Source organism: Sphingobacterium sp. UME9, from assembly GCF_014170215.1.
Classification (GTDB): Bacteria; Bacteroidota; Bacteroidia; order Sphingobacteriales; family Sphingobacteriaceae; genus Sphingobacterium; species Sphingobacterium paramultivorum.
The window spans coordinates 402,917-421,792 of record NZ_LZZP01000009.1 but is presented as its reverse complement, the minus strand read 5'-3'; the positions used below and the strand labels follow the sequence as shown (position 1 = coordinate 421,792).

At 40.7% G+C, this 18,876-nt stretch carries 9 protein-coding genes; 7 read left to right on the top strand and 2 right to left on the bottom strand.

What is annotated here, in order from left to right; genetic code table 11:
- The first annotated feature begins 95 nt into the window (after positions 1-95).
- The 7 genes from A9970_RS14975 (at position 96) to A9970_RS14945 (ending at position 14,837) form a co-directional block, all read left to right on the top strand.
- A complete protein-coding gene (locus A9970_RS14975; protein ID WP_182982866.1) occupies positions 96-1,490 on the top strand; it encodes a sensor histidine kinase in 1,395 nt (464 codons plus the stop codon).
- Positions 1,491-1,872: 382 nt separating this feature from the next.
- Positions 1,873-4,476 (top strand): zinc-dependent metalloprotease, encoded by a 2,604-nt coding sequence (locus A9970_RS14970; protein WP_182982865.1) that lies wholly within the window; start codon positions 1,873-1,875, stop codon positions 4,474-4,476.
- A 19-nt stretch (positions 4,477-4,495) separates the two neighbouring features.
- Positions 4,496-7,834 (top strand): SusC/RagA family TonB-linked outer membrane protein, encoded by a 3,339-nt coding sequence (locus A9970_RS14965; RefSeq protein ID WP_182982864.1) that lies wholly within the window; start codon positions 4,496-4,498, stop codon positions 7,832-7,834.
- A 21-nt stretch (positions 7,835-7,855) separates the two neighbouring features.
- The gene (locus A9970_RS14960) at positions 7,856-9,175 is read left to right on the top strand and encodes a RagB/SusD family nutrient uptake outer membrane protein (RefSeq protein ID WP_182982863.1); all 1,320 of its coding nucleotides are present in this window, start codon (positions 7,856-7,858) and stop codon (positions 9,173-9,175) included.
- Between the two features lie 74 nt (positions 9,176-9,249).
- Positions 9,250-9,975, top strand: coding sequence for a LytTR family DNA-binding domain-containing protein (locus tag A9970_RS14955; protein ID WP_153847916.1), 726 nt, complete (start codon positions 9,250-9,252; stop codon positions 9,973-9,975).
- A gap of 230 nt (positions 9,976-10,205) precedes the next feature.
- A complete protein-coding gene (locus A9970_RS14950; RefSeq protein ID WP_220801618.1) occupies positions 10,206-13,316 on the top strand; it encodes a TonB-dependent receptor in 3,111 nt (1,036 codons plus the stop codon).
- Positions 13,317-13,352: 36 nt separating this feature from the next.
- Positions 13,353-14,837 carry a RagB/SusD family nutrient uptake outer membrane protein gene (locus A9970_RS14945; protein ID WP_182982862.1) on the top strand — a complete coding sequence of 495 codons (1,485 nt, stop codon included), beginning with the start codon at positions 13,353-13,355 and terminating at the stop codon, positions 14,835-14,837.
- A gap of 340 nt (positions 14,838-15,177) precedes the next feature.
- Here the strand turns inward: A9970_RS14945 and A9970_RS14940 are convergent, their stop codons facing one another.
- Both A9970_RS14940 and A9970_RS14935 read right to left on the bottom strand, forming a co-directional pair.
- Entirely contained in the window at positions 15,178-16,359 is a 1,182-nt protein-coding gene (locus tag A9970_RS14940) for a PepSY domain-containing protein (RefSeq protein WP_182982861.1), read from the bottom strand.
- Between the two features lies 1 nt (position 16,360).
- A complete protein-coding gene (locus A9970_RS14935) occupies positions 16,361-18,691 on the bottom strand; it encodes a TonB-dependent receptor (RefSeq protein WP_182982860.1) in 2,331 nt (776 codons plus the stop codon).
- Positions 18,692-18,876 lie beyond the last annotated feature (185 nt).

Genomic DNA, 18,876 nt, shown 5'->3' with positions numbered 1-18,876 from the left:
TTATTATTAATCTCAGTTATATGATGCATTTATTTTGAAAAGAGCTTGGATTATGTCGTTTTTCATTGACAAAAGGCTGGGTTAGAGCCTTTCTTATGAACTTGTTTGCTAAAGCTTTGAAAATTTTGATGTATTTTTGCGCCGTGAAATTTCGATTTAAAAATGCCGAACAGAAAAATAGTATTATCCTGATTGTCTGTTTGTTGTTGTTGCTGCTGGTAGGAGGGGGATTGCTCGGTGTTATCCATCATAAAGTTGATCGTCTTAAGAAAAGAATCTTGATCGATTTTGCGGATGAGAATATGTTTCTTGTCAAAAAGCAATTGGAATTGCTACAGCAGGATCTGTACCTTTCTGAAAAAAAAATATTGGAACAACCCACTTTTGATCCAAAGGAGAGTGGTGATTCCTTATTGGTCATTATCCCGGTTGGTCAACCTGATTATATGAGCCATAGGATGCTAACATTGTTACGGACACGAACAATAAATCATCGGCTATATCATATCTATATGGATATCGAAAGGCTGAATGCTTATTTTGCGAAGCTCAATTTCGGAAGGCGGGCTTATTTTGAGATCTATGATGACCGCGGCATCTGTGTGTATTCTCCCGATAATCGAAAGTGGGGAAAGAGAAATACTGCCGCTGTGTCAAAACAGGGGCAAATTGTTCAGTCAGATTTTCTGCAGCTGGACGTGATGGTTAATTCCTATCCCTGTAACATTCTGTTTGTTGGTGGCGAAATCAAGGTGTATGTTCTCTTGTTGAGTATCGAAGAGGAAATTCAGGAATTGTTGACCTATAGTATCTTGCTCGGTGTAGGGTTGATGTTGGTGGCGATGGTATTGATCTATTTTAATGTTATGGAGCGACGCAAGATTCAGCAATTGAAATTGCTGGCCCTGAAGCAGGAAAATGAATATACGCAGATGCGCCTTGTACAATTGCGACAACAGATCAATCCACATTTTCTCTTCAATACATTTGGGTCGCTTCAGTACCTGATCGGAAAAGACGATGAACTGGCCAAGTCATTTATTGGAAAGATGACCAAGGTTTATCGTAAAATGTTGCGTACAGATGAGGCCGAATGGTCTACGCTAAGGGAGGAACTGGAATTGGCCAAAGCCTATTTCTTTTTGCAGCAGGTGCGGTTCGGCGCGGCATTGCAGGATATGGATATAAATATTCCAAGAGAATTATTAGAACAGAAAATTCCACGTTTGGGTTTGCAAATGCTGATTGAGAATGCGATAAAGCATACACGCATTTCGAAAGAGAATCCGCTTACTATTCGTTTAATCTATATACCCGAAACCAACTTGCTGGAGGTTAGCAACAACTGGCAGCCCAGACAGGGAGCAGAGCTTGAAGGTGAAGGGTACGGGCTCAATTATTTGTCATCCATCTATAGTTACTATGCCATGGCAGGTTTTCATTTTGGGATAGCGTCGGGGCAATTTATTGTGCGATTACCACTCGCATAATGCTGTATATGAATAATGAAATTGGAGGTGTCTGCGTATTCATGTTTTTATAGTGCGTGTTCATCACTCTGAACTACGTGTTCATCCCTTTATGTATTATTCTGTACAATATTTTTAACAAATTTGGCTCTTAATCCAGCGGTTTTAGTTTGTGATTAGCCTAATCTTATCCCATAAAATGCCAAGGTCTTTATAAAGTGCAACTTATGATTGACCTCCATGGAATAGATGCAATTACTTTCTGATTCAAAATCCGAAGCTAAAACAGGCTTAGGATCAACAATGGATATTCGGTTGATGTTACGTCGTCACCAGTGAAAAACAAATAGAATGCCACGAGCTCATTTATGCCTTTGAAAGCGAGCTCAAAAATAATTATTTGATGAAAAACACTTATACTAAGCTAGCCATTGGTCTTTTATTTTCGGCGGGTCTAATGCAATCTTGTTCATTATTGCAAACAGTAGGTTTAAGAAAAAAAGAGACGGTTACTTCTGCCAAAGATTCTACGGCAAAGAAAGATTCTACAGCTGCATACGACAAATTGTTGAAAGATGCGCGTGTGGATAGTGGAATGTTTACTGTGATCCGTAAAGAAAACAACTACTACTTTGAAATTCCATTGAAAAAGATGGGGCAAGATATATTGTTGATCCAAAAGCTATCCTCTGTACCGTTGGCCTTGAATGAGGCTGGGGTAAACAAAGGGATGAATTATGAAAATAAGGTCATTCGTTTTACCCATCGTAAGGAGAAAAAAGAAGTGTGGGTTTCGGAGATTAAACCGCAGGTCGAAGTACCTAAGGGTGATGCGATTGCGGCTTCAGTTTATGATAACTACCGTCCTTCTTATATCGAATCTTTTAAGATTGAAAGCTATTCAAAAGATTCAAGTGCCGTGGTGATCAAAGTCAATAAAGTATTTGACGGTTCAGAAAAAAGCTTTACGGATGTGTTTACGTCTTTGGGTTTGGGAACTTCACCTAAAACGAGTATATCTACCGTTGAAGACATTAAATCCTATGCGAATAATATCGTTGTGAAGTCTGTATTCTCTACCAAGGTGACTGAAGGTAATGAATCTGTACCGGTTTCTTTAGAAATTACAAGTAACCTTTACGAATTGCCTGAAAATCCTATGGTTGCGCGGTTTGCAGATCCAAGAGTAGGTTTCTTTACTTCACCACGTTGGTATTTTAATGATAAACAACAGGAACTGGATAAGAAAAATCTGGTCAATCGCTGGCGCTTAGAACCGCGTGACGAAGATAAAGCGCGGTATCTGAAAGGGGAGTTGGTCGAACCAAAGAAACCGATTGTCTTTTATTTAGATCCGGCGACACCAAAACAGTGGCGACAAGCCATCATCGATGGAGTTCATGATTGGCAGGTTGCCTTTGAAGCTGCTGGTTTCAAAAATGCAATTCTGGCCAAACAACAGCCGGATAGTGTCAAATTTGATCCCGATGATGCCAATGTATCCTCGATCGTTTATGCAGCATCTGCTCAGGCTAACGCCATGGGACCTTCAGTGGTCGATCCGCGCTCGGGGGAGATCCTTGAAGCCGATGTGATCTGGTGGCACAACGTCATGACGATTTTAAATAGCTGGATGCGTATACAAACAGGTATAGTAGATACATCGGTACGATCCAATGTGTTTTCGGATGAAAAAATGGCACATGCCATTCGCTTTGTTTCTTCCCATGAAATTGGCCATACTTTGGGTCTTATGCATAACATGGGCTCCTCGGCAAGTTTTCCTGTTGATTCATTGCGTAGCAAAAGCTTCACCGCCAAAATGGGGGGGACTGCTCCTTCAATTATGGATTACGCTCGTTTCAATTATGTGGCACAACCCGAAGATGGTGTGGAACAGATCACTCCCGTGATCGGTGCTTACGACAAGTATGCCATTGGCTGGGCTTACCGTTGGTATGGCAAAACGCAACCTTGGGATGAAATTCCTTTGTTGAGAAAGGAAATTGACAGCCATGTACATGATCCTATTTACCATTACGGTGAACAGCAAGATTCTAAAAATATCGTTGATCCGCGGGCTCAATCGGAAGATCTTGGTGACGACGCGATGAAAGCTGGTGAATATGGCATGCTGAATCTGCGTCGTATGATGCCTAATATTATCAACTGGACCACTAATGTAGGTGATGATTACTACCGTGCCGGTAAATTATATATGGGTGTAGTCGGACAATGGTACGCGTATGCTGACCATGTCTTAAATAATATCGGGGGAATATACCTGGAAAATGCTGTTTTGGGTGATCAAAAAGATGCCTATAGTCCAGTACCAAAAGACAAACAAGTACGTGCTTTGGAATATCTCAAGAAGAATGTTTTTTACATGCCCGAGTGGTTGTTCGTCCCAGAGCTGATGGCAAAAACTTTTCCATTGAAAGATTCTCCAATAGGACCATTTGAGTATGCTCCTTATAACCTACAACGTGAGTTTCAGTATGCCATGTTGTATAAACTGGTCAACGATGAACGTTTGCTGCGTATGGTTGAGATGGAAAATCTTTTTGGAAGTAGAAAAGCATGGAGTGCACCTGAGTTTCTAATTTCTGTACGTCAGACGATCTTTGCTAAAACCATCAGTGGACAATCGTTGGACCTTAAAACACGGATGCTACAACAAAACTATGTGGATGTTCTGATGGTATCTACAAACAAATCCATGGAGAAATTAAATGCGAAGAAACTGGCAGGCATTGAGCAACTGGTTGAAGCGACACAACCTGATCTATGTTTACATCCGCAACATGCATCCTCTTCACAAACGGGACTTCGGAATGTACATGTCACTGGCATGATACGTACTTCCGATATGTTGACCTATAAACGTGCTGAACTATATGAGATTTACCAGTTGCTGAAACAAAAGCAGCGGACAGGTGACGCGACTACAAAATCGCATTACATGGATCTTTTACTACGTATTGCAAATACCTTAGAATTAAACTAATATATTAACATCTACCAAAATGAATAAGTTTTTAATACCGTTGACCTTCATGTGTGTGCACGTTGCGCATGCGCAGGAATCCAGGGAACTGAAAGGAAAGGTTTTGGATGCGGTCACGTTAAAACCGGTCGTGGGGGCGACGGTTGTCGTTGAAAGTTCGGCAGTAGCAGAAGATATCGGTGTACCTAATCAGGTGCAGCAGTCGGCATTGGGTTCATTGACCGATGCGGCTGGTGAATTTCGCTTAAAAGTGCCTAGTAATTTAAAATATGTAACGATTAGCTATGTCGGGTACCAGCGTATTCAGGTGCCGGTATTCCAGGATCATAAAACAATCCTGCTGCAACCAAGTGGTGAATCCTTGGATGAGGTGATCGTAACAGGTTATACGGATATCAAAAAGCGTAAGAATACGACGGCTTACAATAAAATCAATGTAGCAGACATCAAACAGACGGGGGTTGCATCGATCGATGAAATGCTTGCTGGTCAGGTAGCAGGTTTGCAGTTGAGCAATTTTAATGGTGGACCAAATAGTGCACCACAGATCCGTATCCGTGGTACAGTATCACTGAATGGTACACAGGATCCACTATGGGTTATTGACGGATTGCCGATTGAAGGGGCAGAACTACCCAATCGAATTGATAAAGACAATTTGAATAGTCTGAACAATCTTCCGATTGCGGGTATCAATCCCGATGATATCGCCGATATTACCGTTTTAAAAGATGCTGCAGCGACTTCAATCTATGGTGCCCGGGCGGCAAATGGCGTGATTGTGATTACCACAAAAAGGGGGAAATCTGGGCCTGCAAAATTGCAGGTGTCAGCAAACACCTTTGTGACGCAACGCCCGGACTTCAGTAACCTCAACCTGATGGATGCCAATGAAAAGGTGGACTTTGAACTATTGATGGCCGACCGAACCGATTTAAATTATCGTACGGATAAGGGGGCGGTTATGCGTATCCTAAACAAAGCAAATGCATTGGATGCTTACCGTTCGGGTGGTTTAGCGGCTTTGTCACCAGAAGTGCAGCAGTCGATAAGTCAATTGCGCGCACAACAGACGGATTGGGGGAAAGAATTATACCGTCAGGCGGTCAACCAGCAGTATTCAGCATCAATTTCAGGCGGTAATGACGGACATCGCTATTATTTGTCCAGTGGTTTTTATGATGAAAAAGGAGCTACAAAAGGAGCTGATCTTCGCCGTTATTCTTTGACATTAAATAATGACTTCAATATTAACGACAGATTCAAAGCTGGAATTAATCTACTCGGATCCATTTCAAATAGGCAGAACCCGATCCAGGAGGCGGACGGGTTTACTAATCCAAGTAATTATGTACGTTCGGTTAACCCTTACTTGACTGTACGTGATCAATTTGGGAAATACAATTATGATCCGGATATTGAAGGCTACGAAAGAGATACCTATATTCCTTTCAATGCTGTAGAGGAGCGCGAGAATACCAAATATACATTAACAAATAAGGCGCTGAAAGCGATCGGTTACCTGGAATATACCATTGTTCCACAATTGTCTTTACGCTCCGAATTTGGTCTGCAGTTTGATGAAAACAGCACAGAAAAATTTGCCGATCAGGAAAGCTATAATACCCGAAAATTGCGTGCTGCTACACGATATTATGATGCTGTTAGTAAAACGAACAAGTATTTCCTGCCAACTGGAGGTAAGATTGAAAATGACTATAATAGTATTTTCCAATATAATTGGAAAACTTACTTAAAGTATAACAAAACTTGGAATGATAAACATGAGCTGGAACTGATGGGAGGAACAGAGTTGCGGCGTAGTACGAATAAAATCGTTTCAACTAAAGGATTTGGCTATAATCCAGCAACTTTGACTACGCAAAGTATTGTTTTTCCAAATAGTAACAATCAAGAAGATCAACGATTCAACCCGTATAAAAAAGGATTTATTGAAAACTCTTACGCTTCATTCTATGGAAATGCGACCTATACATTTGATCGTAAGTACAACGTCAATGGTAGTATTCGTTATGATGGCTCAAATATGTTTGGTGTGGATCCAAAATATCGGTTTTTGCCAATTTGGTCGCTTTCGGGATCGTGGAATGTATTAGAAGAAGAGTTTATTAAAGGAAAAACAGCGCTATCGGATCTTCGTGTACGTGCATCTTATGGTATCCAGGGGAATGTGGACCGGAATACCTATCCTTTTATTGTTGGAGAGTATAAAAATGCAACTATACTTCCAGGTTATCCAGAAGGTTCTGTGGTAGTTGGAATGCCTGCCAATGATAAATTGAGATGGGAACGCACACAATCCTATAATGCTGGAATTGATCTGGGGCTGTGGAAAAATAGACTGAATATTACCGTTGATTATTATAACAGGAAAAGTTCTGACCTAATTGGCTTCAGCGCACTACCTTTGGAAAATGGATTCCAAAATGTGCAGGTTAACTGGGCTTCAGCACGCAATCAAGGTATTGAGTTGACGATTTCAAGCCGTCAGATTCAGACAGATAGGTTTTCTTGGTCAACGGACTTCAATATTGCACATAACGACAATAAGTTACTTAAGGTTATGAATGATCCGAAGGCTTATGCACCAGAGGCACAGGAAGGTCGTCCGATGAATGGTATGTACGTATTGGAAACAGCAGGTTTGGATAAAGATGGCGTAATGCAGTTTAGAAATCAGGATGGAACGATTTCAAGCTTTGAGGAGTTTTATGGATTATATGATCCATGGGCAGAATTCTTGCCGGGTTATATTTCGCAAACCGATATGACTGCAGCGCAATACCGTGCTAAATTTAAATATAAAGGTAGTAAAGATCCGAAGTTTATCGGTGGTATGACTAACCGTTTCCGTTATGCTAATTTTGATTTGGCAATTTCAGCTGTTTTCAATTTGGAGCGCTGGGTAAGCCGGACACCGACTTATAATCCTAGTAAGGTAGATCGTGGACAGAATTACACTAAGGACCTATTGATGGCTTTACAGGGCAACAACACTTTACCAGCATTGGGAAGTATTAGTTCTGAATTAAATGAACGCTGGATGGCGTATGGGTGGATGGAAAGCAACGACCCAATCAATTCTTTCAACCAGTATGATATTTGGGCTAAGAAAATGAGCTATGTCCGCATCAATAGCATTCGTTTAGGTTATACACTCCCTGCTGCACTAAGTAAAAAAATTGGTGCGAACAATTTGCGTGTGAATGTGGAAGGGCGTAACCTATTTGTTTTCGGAGCGAATTATGAAGGATATTTTGACCCTGAAACTTATGGTAACTATTATGCACAGCCGATCAGCAAATCGTTTGCCTTTGGTCTTTCTGCAAGTTTTTAATTCTTTTAATTGATTTATAACATGAAGAAAATAATTTATTTTGGAATGATCATGACAGCGAGCGCATTGACATCCTGCAATAAATATTTAGATATACAACCGGTTGGAACAGTTATTCCTGCCACGGAAAGCGATTTTAGGGGATTAATGACAAGTAGCTACGTAGGTTTTCCTGCACATAAGTCTTATTTGTCCCTGCGTACAGATGAACTACTTATAGATGAGAGTTCTACAGATGCCTCTAGTATTAAGGATGTCTACCTGTGGAACGATCAAAACCCTGATCCCGCAACAATTGCTTATCCGTATTTGGCATTTTACAACAGTATTTTTTATACCAACCAGGTCATCAGTACGATTGATGAGAAATTAGGAAGTAATGCCACGGTAGATCAGATTAAAGGTGAAGCTTACCTAATGCGTGCCTATGCTCATTTTGAGTTGTTAAATCTATACAGCGAGGTCTATTCGGCGAGTAATGCAGGGCTTCGGGGTGTTCCTTTATCAACAAAGATTGACCTGGAACAACGTTTTGTTCCCGCGACCATTGGAGAATCCTATGTACAGATCCTAACTGACATGGAAAAAGGGACAGCTTTACTGACTGTGGATGATCAGGCAAAAGGTGTTAATTATCGCTTTAGCAAACGCGCTGCTTTTGCCATGGCCTCACGCGTTCATTTATATCGCGCTGAGTGGCAGGAAGCAATTGATGCCGCTAAGAAATCTTTGGCTATAAATGACAAACTGGTTGATCTGAATGTTGCTGGAAGTCTACTTCCGAATGATTTTGAATCGGCAGAGATGATTATGGCTTTGGAAAAAGTATCTGTTCCTGGCGTACGTACAAGTTCCTTTATTTCACCGGTCTTGTTAGACAGTTATTCTGCAGGCGATTTAAGAAAAGGCCGTTACTTCCAAAAAAGTGGTGGTGATTATGTATCTCTCAAAGGCGGTGAAAATCGTTTTAACGTGAGTTTTAGAAATGCTGATCTTTATTTAACGATGGCCGAATGTTATGTTCGTCTGGGAAATACTGCAGAGGCATTAAAATATCTGTCTGCTTTAAAGAAAAATAGATTCACAGCAGATGCCTATGCCAAAGAAACTAAGGCTGACGCAGGTTTGTCAACAGTACAGTTACTGGATGCGGTTTTACTGGAGCGTAAGCGTGAACTGGCGCTAGAGGGATTACGTTGGTATGATCTAAAACGGACGACACGCCCTGCGATCACGCACAGTAGTTTCGGTAGAACGGTAACCCTGCAGCAGAACGATCCTCGTTATGTGATACGCTATCCACAGGAAGCAATCAATAATAATCCCGATCTGTTAAAATAATTGATTTTTTTTAAATCCTATATATATTAATCCATTTTCTTTTTAGGAAATGGATTTTTTATTACATTCAACCCATGGGATGGAAAATACTGATTGTCGAAGACGAAGACTGGGCTTTTGTAGGCTTAAAGGAGATGTTGACTGCGCTCTACGGAGAAAGTGAACTGATCTTTACCAATGCAAAAGAGGTTCAGGAAGCGGTGATGACGATCAATAGAAATCAATTCGATCTGATTTTTATGGATATCCACCTGATGGATGGGCTGAGCTTTGAAATTTTTAAGCAGGTATCTATCGATGTGCCGCTGATTTTTACGACTGCTTACGAACAATATGCATTGGAAGCCTTCCAAAATAAGGGTTATGCCTATCTGTTAAAACCTTTCGACAGCGACGAGTTGGCTGAGGTCATGAAACGTATCGAACCGCTACTGCCCAAAGTAGAACCTCGGCTCAAACAGCGTTTTCTAGTGAAATATGGTAATTTTTTAAAGTCGCTGGCCATTGCTGATATTGCTTATTTTATGGCAGAAGACAAAGAGCTGTATGCTGTAGAAAAAGGATCTGGAATTGCATATATTATTGAAGATACCATCACTCATCTCGTTACACAGGTAGATCCAACAGTTTTTTTTCAGATCAATCGTAAATTTCTTGTCCGAATAGATGCGATTCAATCCATGTTAAAAATTAGTCGGAATAGAATCAAATTAGAGTTAATACCCTCAACTCCAGCGGGAATTGTAGTCATTGTTAGTGAGGAACGATCTCCGAAGTTTCAAAAATGGCTTGATCAATAATAGTGAGTTAGCTTACTAAATAACTTTTAAAAGCTTAGTTTTTAATTTTAAATATTTCATTTATAGTATTTTGTGTTTTTATATAACAAAATCTATTAATTCAATAGATTTTGTTATATATTTGCATTCCAATAAAAACTACTTATTCGGTAGATTTTATTGGAATGCAAGGAGCCACTGTGTTTTTTGTATTTAATCACACTTAACTTATTTAGTAAAGCATTCTTACGATGTACGCAAAACTTAAATACTTTCCTATTGCTGCGATAGCATTATCAGGTGTCAATATGAACAGGTTGTATGCTCAGCAGCGGGCTATACAAGGAAAAGTTGTTGATGCCAATACCGGTCACCTACTTCCTGGAGTAAATGTTCGCATTTCGGGGCAAAATCAAGGAACCTTAACGAATTCAAAAGGAGAGTTTACAATCAATGTCACAGGTGACGCATTACCTGTATTGGAATTTTCTTTTGTAGGTTATGAATCTCAACAGCTAAAAGCAACAAGTACAAACTTAACATTGTCCTTGAAACCCTCCAGTACAGATCTGGAAGAGGTGGTGGTCGTGGCTTACGGTACTGCCAAACGTACAAACATAACGGGATCGGTCAGTACGGTGAGCAGCAAAGCTATTGAAAATAGACAGGTGTCAAATATTACGAAGGCCCTGGAGGGACAGGTACCGGGCTTACAGTCTGTAGCGTCCTCGGGACAGCCAGGTACGGAAGCAGCCATACGTATTAGGGGTATCGGCTCCATTAATGCCTCCAGTTCACCTCTGATCGTGTTGGATGGTAGTCCTTATGCCGGGGATATTAACTCCATCAATCCGAATGACATTCAGTCTATCTCTGTTTTAAAAGATGCAGCATCAAGTGCACTTTACGGCTCCAGAGGGGCGAATGGTGTGATTATTATTACAACTAAGTCCGGTGTGTCTTCCGACAACACCAAGATTAATCTCAATTTTACACAGGGCTATTCAACCCGTGCAGTTCGTGACTATGATCAGGTATCGACCGATGAATATTTTCAGCTCTATTGGGAAGCTTTGAGAAACAAAAACCTGTCAAATGGCCTTACAGCAGAGCAAGCGGCGTCCAACGCAAGTAAGACCGTATTGACAGATTTAAATATCAATCCGTATGGCAGTCAATACCCGCAGCCGGTCGGAGTAGACGGTAAGTTGGTTGCCGGCGCGAAGACACTATGGGATGATCCATGGACCGACGTATTGCAACGTACGGGAGTGCGTACACAAGCAGACCTAGGGTTTAGCGGTGGTAGTGCCAAAAGCACCTATTATATTTCGGGTGGTTATCTGAATGATCAGGGGATAGCGATTGAATCTGGATTTAAACGGTACAACCTACGTGCAAATCTTGACAGCAAAGTGAAATCCTGGTTAAATGTCGGTCTCAACATAGGTGGTAGCAGTACACAACAAAAATATCCGCAGTCTGAGGACAGCAATACGGCAAACATTATAAATTTTACGAGGCTGGTGCCATCTTTTTATCCATACTATGAGCGCAATGCAGATGGTTCGTTTGTGCTTGATGGAGCCGGAAATAAGATTTACGATTTTGGAGAATATCGTCCAAGTGGTGCAACACCACGTAATAATTTAGCTGCTTCTCTTCCTTTGGACAGAAATGATATCCGTCGGGAAAATCTATCTGCCCGGACTTATCTAGAAGTGTTGTTTTCCAAAAATTTAAAATTTAAGTCGACATATAATGTTGATTATATCAACGGGAATACACACGACTATACCAATCCTTTGCTGGGAGACGGTGTGAATACGGGCGGGTATGTTTATCGTTCAAATGTGCGTACCGTAGCACAGACCTGGAACAATCTATTGACTTATGAGAAGCAGTTTGGCTTACATTACCTCAATGTATTGGCCGGCCAGGAATACTATGATTTTAACAGTAGTAATATCAACGGTAGCAGACAGCAATTTGTGCTCCCTTACTTTGATGAACCTGCTGCTGCATCACAACTCAATAACTTCACAGGATCAAGTGCTGGGTATAGGCTATTGAGTTTCTTGGGAAGAGCGGAGTATAACTATGATAACAAGTATTATTTATCGACTTCGTTACGTACCGATGGTTCGTCCCGCTTTTCGCCAGCAAAACGTTGGGGAACATTCTGGTCTGTGGGTGGATCATGGAAGCTGAAACAGGAAGAATTTTTGAAGGATAACACAACAATTAATCAGCTGACGGTAAGAGCAAGTTATGGTGGACAAGGAAACGATAATTTAGGTACCTATTATGCTTATAAAGGACTTTATACCATTGCAAATAGTTTGGGTAAAGGCGGAACGTATACCGGTAGGTTGGCTACGCCAGATCTAAAATGGGAGTCGAACCTCAATTTGAACGTAGGTGTCGATGTATCTGCATTTGAAAACCGGGTTTCATTGAGTGTGGAGTACTTTAACCGTCGGAGTAAGGATTTGCTGTTTACCATGCCGATGGCTTATTCAACAGGCTATACGGGCTATGATGCAAATATTGGAGCCCTGAAAAATACAGGTGTCGACGTGGATATTCGTACTGTCCCGGTTCGAAATGAAAATTTTAAATGGAATTTAGACGTCAATCTTTCGCATTACAAAAACAAGATTACAGCTTTGCCAAAAGATAACAAACCGATCATTACAGGGAATAAACTCTTGCGTGTAGGCGGAAGTATCTATGATTTTTATCTGCCGGAATGGGCTGGAGTAAATCCGGATAACGGTCTCCCACAATGGTATACCGCTGATAAGGACGGTAATAAAACAGGTGAAAAAACTTCGGAATACAGTAAGGCCGGTAATTTTATTGCCGGGACTTCATTGCCAGATCTTGTCGGTGGGGTTCAAAACAGTTTCACTTACAAAAATTTTGATTTGTCTGCTTTGTTGAGTTTTAGTTTGGGTGGACAGATATTAGATAACGATTATATTCAGCTTATGCATAGCGGTAATAATCCAGGACGTGCTTGGTCCAAGGAGATCCTCGAGCGTTGGACGCCCGAGCATACGCAGACCGATGTGCCTAAATTGACTACCGATAACTTGAATTGGACCTCTTCGTCCACACGTTTTCTTTACAGTGGCACTTATGCACGCCTTAAAAATGTGAGTTTGGGCTATAGATTACCTTCGGATTTATTGAAGCGGATAGGTGTAGAAAAGCTTCGTGTCTTTGCAACTGCCGAAAATCTATTGACATTTTATGGTCATCAAGGAATGGATCCAGAGCAGACGGTGAATGGAGCGACTTATTTTCGCTATCCGGCAATGCGAACAATCTCTGGTGGTATTCAGCTTGTTTTTTAATGCCTTATTGTTAATCTGAGAATTTAAATGAAAATCATGAAACTAAAAATTGTATATATCATATTGGCGCTCTCCCTAGTGAATGCATCATGTAAGGATGCGCTTGAGTTGGATCCGACTACTTCTGTGCCGGAAGGTGAGGTGTTTAAAAATACCGACAATGTTGCTACGGTGATCAACGGTACCTGGAAGTATTTAAATGATACCTATTTTACTTATGCCAATCCAGGTTATACGGCGGTAATGCGTACAAGTGATGCAATGGGAAGTGATGTTGCGGTGACGACCAAATACGGTTATCGCGATGCATACGCATTTACCGAATTAACAAACAATCGTTCTAATCGCGTTAATTCTTTTTGGATAATGCTGTATAAAGTGATCGATAATATGAATAATGTGATCGCGAAAGTGGATGGAGCTGAGGGATCTGTCGAAACCAAAAATGTATTGAAAGGAAGAGCGAAAGCATTGCGCGCGTTTTCTTATCTAAACCTGGCGACTTTTTATCAGTTCAGTTATCTGAAAGATAAAAATGCCAAGTCTGTTCCGATCTATACCGAACCAAGTACATTGTCGACTGAAGGAAAATCAAGGTCAACACAGGCAGAAGTGTATGAACTTATCTTGAAAGATCTCAAAGACAGTGAAAGCTTGTTGGCTTCTGCTGGTAGAGCGGATAAATATGAAATCAATGCGGATGTCGTTTATGGTCTGCTTGCGAGAACCTATTTACAGGTAGGCGAATGGAAGCTAGCTGCGGAATATGCTGAAAAAGCAGCTCAGAAGTATAATTTAATGACTCCGTCAGATTATCAGGCCGGTTTTAATGATCTTGGAAATAGTGAGTGGATTTGGGGACATCAGCAGACTAACGAGCAAAATGTGGCAAGTTATACATTTCATTATTTGGATGTGTCGTCAGCTGGATCTTATTACTATAGTTTTATGGCCGATCCTTATTTTAAAGATTTATTCGATGCCAGTGATGTGCGTTACGCTTTATTTGAATGGGATAATTTACCCGGTCGGGAAGGTTTCTTACGGTATAAGAAGTTTAAGTTTAAGTCCAATTTAATTGGAGATATTGTATACATGCGTGCTTCTGAAATGGTTTTGATAGCGGCTGAAGGTTATGCAAGAGCTGGTGAAAACGATAAAGCGGTAGCAGCGCTGAACAAATTACGGACGGCTAGAAACGCTAAGCTGTTTTCAGGAAATGATAATGGACAATTAATTGCTGCCATTCTTGTTGAAAGACGCAAGGAACTTTGGGGTGAAGGATTTGCTTTGTCGGATATTCTTCGGACTCAGGGAAAGGTTGTGCGTAAATCCTATCTTGATGCTGAAGGAAAACCTATTCAAGTAGAAATTGTGGGTGCAGACGGTAAGCCTAAGCTGGTTAATGGTCAAGGGCACCGAGTTATTAAATTTCCTAATGGTTCTAATTTTGTAGAAAACAGTTCTTATTATTTGTTTGCTATACCATACGAAGAGACGGTGCGAAATCCGAATCTTTAGTATGTTTTTGTTGGTTTGTTATTGAAGAAATCCGGTGCACTTCTGTGTATCGGATTTTCTTTTTTTCTCGCACGGCCTTCTTTTTTGGTTGTGTGCTTTGCTTCCTTCTGTTGAAGAATGCTTCCTTTTTTTAGTGTTGCTCTGTTTGCGCTGCTTGGCGTTGGGATCTTCTCGTTTTAAAGATTGTCGTCTTTTTGTCTTGTATGTTGTTTTTTTCAGATGGTGTATCGCATTCCTATAAATTGTACAAGAGATGGTGTCGGTAAATAGGGTAAAGGTTAGTTTTCCACATTATGTTAATAACGCTGTTGAAAACCTGTTTAAAAGAAAAATACAGTTATTAACAGTACTTATTAACATTATGTTGATAACCTTTCTTTTTCTTCTTTTTGCTTTTGTTCATCCAGATAATATATCCTGTGATGGGCAAGGAAGCACAAAAGAGACTAGCTAGGCAAGCGATAATTTTTGTTGTGAGTCCACCGATGCCACCGGTATGAATATCATAGTTAAGTGCACCGAGCTTATCCCCATACTGCAATTCGTTGCTGGATTTGACTGCTGTAAGACTGTTTTCTTCTTTATTATAATAAAGCCAATCAAATACACCGCTTCGTTTTTCATGATGTCTCACCTGTATATCCATTGCTGTTTCGGTTTCTTTTTTTAGTCGGATCGACATCATTTCAGCATCCGGATAATTTGTCAAGGCATACCGCAGCGCATTGTCCTGAAATTTCTTTTCCACAGCGGGCAAGGGTATAGGGGAGCTGCGTGTGGAAGAAGCTGTTGGCGACTGCAATAAATTGAATGTTGCGATATAGGTCTTTTTGAAATCCGGAAAAGCAAAAGCAAGTCCCGTAATGGCAAAAATCAATCCGATAAATAAACTGTAAAATCCGATGACATTGTGGAGGTCGTGGTTCAGTCGCTTCCATTTTACTTTGGTATCTAACCAAAAATTGCGCTTGAGATTCTTGCCCTTCCATTTTTTTGGCCACCAAAGAACGATGCCACTAAGTAAGATAAGGACAAAAATGGCCGTTGACCAGCTGACGATAGAATGGCCATATTGCTTGCCCAAGAGGAGGTTTAGGTGAAGCTGAAGCACCAGTTGAAAGAATTCTGTTTTTGAATTTTCTACTTGCTGTACTTGACCAGTATATGGATTGATGAAAACGCGTTTGTAATAGCGGTAATAATTCCAATGGCCAAATGCTTTTTCGTCCGTTTTTATGGCACGAAATACCCAGGTACGATCCTTCGAAGGATAGAGATCAACCCGCGTGATTTTTTGATTTTTTTTGAGGCTTTTCTGTGCGCTGTAAAGAAGTGTGCTTAAAGGTAGCGGAGTTTTTGAGTGGTTGGTTGTGTCGGAGATAAAATATTTTTCAGGATAAGCCCAGAGCTTGAGCTCATCCTGAAAGGTGTATATGCTGCCTGTCAGGCTTAGGATGAATACCACAACTCCGGTGATGATTCCGAGCCATTTATGCAACCAAAGAATGACAGTTTTAAACATATTAGAATTTGTAGTTGATGTTAAAAGAGGCCAGCATACCTTGTCCTTTGACGTATTCCTCATTTAAGGCACGATATTGACTGACAACAGGGTAATAGTTTTTATTGAATAAGTTTTCTACTCCCATGCCGATAGACCATTGTTTGTTTACCTGGTAGTTTCCATTTAAGTTAAATAGGTCAACGGTCTTAACGGGGCCTTCGCTGTTTTTGTATAGGCCTTTATCGTTTGGAAGAAAGCGATCCCGGGATCCTGTATGCACCCAAAAAAGCTGAAAGGTTAAGGGTTTGATCGGAGTATAGTAGATGTATCCCGTTGCTTTGTCTGGCGAGATACGTGAACCATTGAGGTAGGATTTTGATCCATCGTCTTTTTTTGATTTTCCTTCCACATAGGCATAGGTTCCACCGATGGTCAATTGAGGTGAAATATTAGCGCTTAATGCAATTTCGTACCCATACACATCTTCTGGAAGGCGTTGTGGCATCAGGTAACCGCCAATGTCCACCAGTTCAACGCCCATTTTTGAAGTACTGTAGTAATAAGATGCTGATAGCTGGAAAATGCTGTAATTGCTTGAGAATCCGATTTCGTAATTATTGGTGATAATAGGATCAGTTTTTAGGCTATCTAGATCGTTATCTGTTGCCCGACGCACAATACGGCCGAGTTCATTGATCGCGAAACCTTGTGAGAAACTAACGAAGGGATTAAAGATCGCGAATTTGTTGTAACGCAAACCTGCATTGAAGGTCGCTCCTTTGTAGGGGATATCGCCTCCTTTTACGGCAATACTTCCTTCGTTGTTGGGGCCTGTAGCAATGGTATTGAAATCCTTTATTTTGACTGTTGCATTTTCATAGCGCACACCGCCTTTAAAGATTAAATTCTCTAGGAAATCAATTTTTACTTGGGCGTATGGAGCAACGTTTAACATGTTCATATAGGGAATATAGACCCTGCCGTCGGTCAGATTTTGATCTGTTACATCATTTAGTAAATCTACACCATAGGTGATATCTGCATTTGAACCCAATATCTGAAAAGGTGTGTTTAAGTTAACACGTAAGCCTTTTTTCTCCGAATTGATCTGTGTTTGTCCCGGGCCATACCATGCAGAAGCTTTCTCGACATAACGGTTCATGGATCGAAATGTATTGTAGTATGCAGAAGCAGTTAAAGATGTCGACGCGAATAGATTACTTTTAGTATAGGTCAACATGGCATTGTGGTTATATGGAGTTCCAGCAGGTTTACCTGGATCTTCGCCTTTCACGCCTATCGTTGGCGTTTGACCATATACACCTGTTTGGCTGATGTATCTATTGTGTTGGTTACTTCGGTAGAAGTTGTACACTGCTGTGATATTGGAGCTACTATCAATACGGTAGCCAGCTTTTAGGAATGCGTTATATTGATAGGTGTTTGAAAGACCATCAGTCTGACCAAGGGGGATACCGTCACCATCTCGTTGCAGACCAACATAATCGGCGGATCCACTGACGGTATAATTCCATTTATTTTTTTGTCCGTATAAGGTTTGTCCTATGCGATAGCCCATAGTACCGGCGCTATGAACTGGATTGAAAGTAGTTCTAACACTTGTGATCCCTTGTATCGGAGCTGCGTCTTTCGATGGATTGCGTGTAATGTAGTTGATAATACCGCCTGCGGAGCCATTTCCATAGATGGATGTAGCACCTTTGATAACCTCAACCCGTTCGATGACACTCGGGTCAATGGTCCGAAGATCACGTTGTCCATTCATCAAAGGCGTTGATTGTGGAATACCGTCGATCAAAACAAGCACAGATCTCCCACGAAGTGTTTGTCCGGAGTTTGTCGCTTTATTGGTCGATGTTCCAAGACCGGGAACGGTATTCCCTAAAATTGTTGAAAGATTGGTGCTGATTTGGCTTTGGGCCTCAATTTCTTTTGTGGTTAAGATCGTTACTGAAGAAGGGACAGTGGAGATGCTTTCCGGCTTACGTCCTGCTGTTACGATAATCTCATCTAACACTTGGGTAGAATTAAGCTGAACTGACAATGGACGTTGAACGGTATCTAAATTGACCATTTTTTCAACCGTTGAAAAGCCTGTGTATGATACCCGCAATTGAATCGGATTATTCGAAGGTCTTTTGGCAAAAATGAATTGTCCAAGTTGATTAGAATAGCCGACGCTTTTTCCGTCAACTTTGATATTCGCTTGGCTTAATGGTTTATTGTCTCTGTCTTTTACGATAAGGGATAATTCTTGTGCATGTAGCTGAGCACTTAATAGCAAAAGAATTCCACTGCTGAACATCATATATCGTGTTCTGTTTTTCATGGTAATTTATTTAGATCAAATATAAATTAATGCGCAAATATAGTTTATTTTATAGTTGTGCCAACAGCTATATTATATTTTTTTTTGATTTTTAGAGGTGGTATACAGTGATTTTCAGGAGGATTTGATATTGCAGTAAAAGTTTGATTCCTTAAGTTTATGTTTATATGTGGATTGGTGGTTGA

Excerpts from the sequence above, each read along its gene's own strand:
- A9970_RS14945 (WP_182982862.1), top strand. The coding sequence starts at position 13,353 with ATGAAACTAAAAATTGTATATATCATATTGGCGCTCTCCCTAGTGAAT.
- A9970_RS14975 (WP_182982866.1), top strand. The coding sequence starts at position 96 with ATGAACTTGTTTGCTAAAGCTTTGAAAATTTTGATGTATTTTTGCGCC.
- A9970_RS14955 (WP_153847916.1), top strand. The coding sequence starts at position 9,250 with ATGGGATGGAAAATACTGATTGTCGAAGACGAAGACTGGGCTTTTGTA.
- A9970_RS14960 (WP_182982863.1), top strand. The coding sequence starts at position 7,856 with ATGAAGAAAATAATTTATTTTGGAATGATCATGACAGCGAGCGCATTG.
- A9970_RS14965 (WP_182982864.1), top strand. The coding sequence starts at position 4,496 with ATGAATAAGTTTTTAATACCGTTGACCTTCATGTGTGTGCACGTTGCG.
- A9970_RS14935 (WP_182982860.1), bottom strand. The coding sequence starts at position 18,691 with ATGAAAAACAGAACACGATATATGATGTTCAGCAGTGGAATTCTTTTG.
- A9970_RS14970 (WP_182982865.1), top strand. The coding sequence starts at position 1,873 with ATGAAAAACACTTATACTAAGCTAGCCATTGGTCTTTTATTTTCGGCG.
- A9970_RS14950 (WP_220801618.1), top strand. The coding sequence starts at position 10,206 with ATGTACGCAAAACTTAAATACTTTCCTATTGCTGCGATAGCATTATCA.
- A9970_RS14940 (WP_182982861.1), bottom strand. The coding sequence starts at position 16,359 with ATGTTTAAAACTGTCATTCTTTGGTTGCATAAATGGCTCGGAATCATC.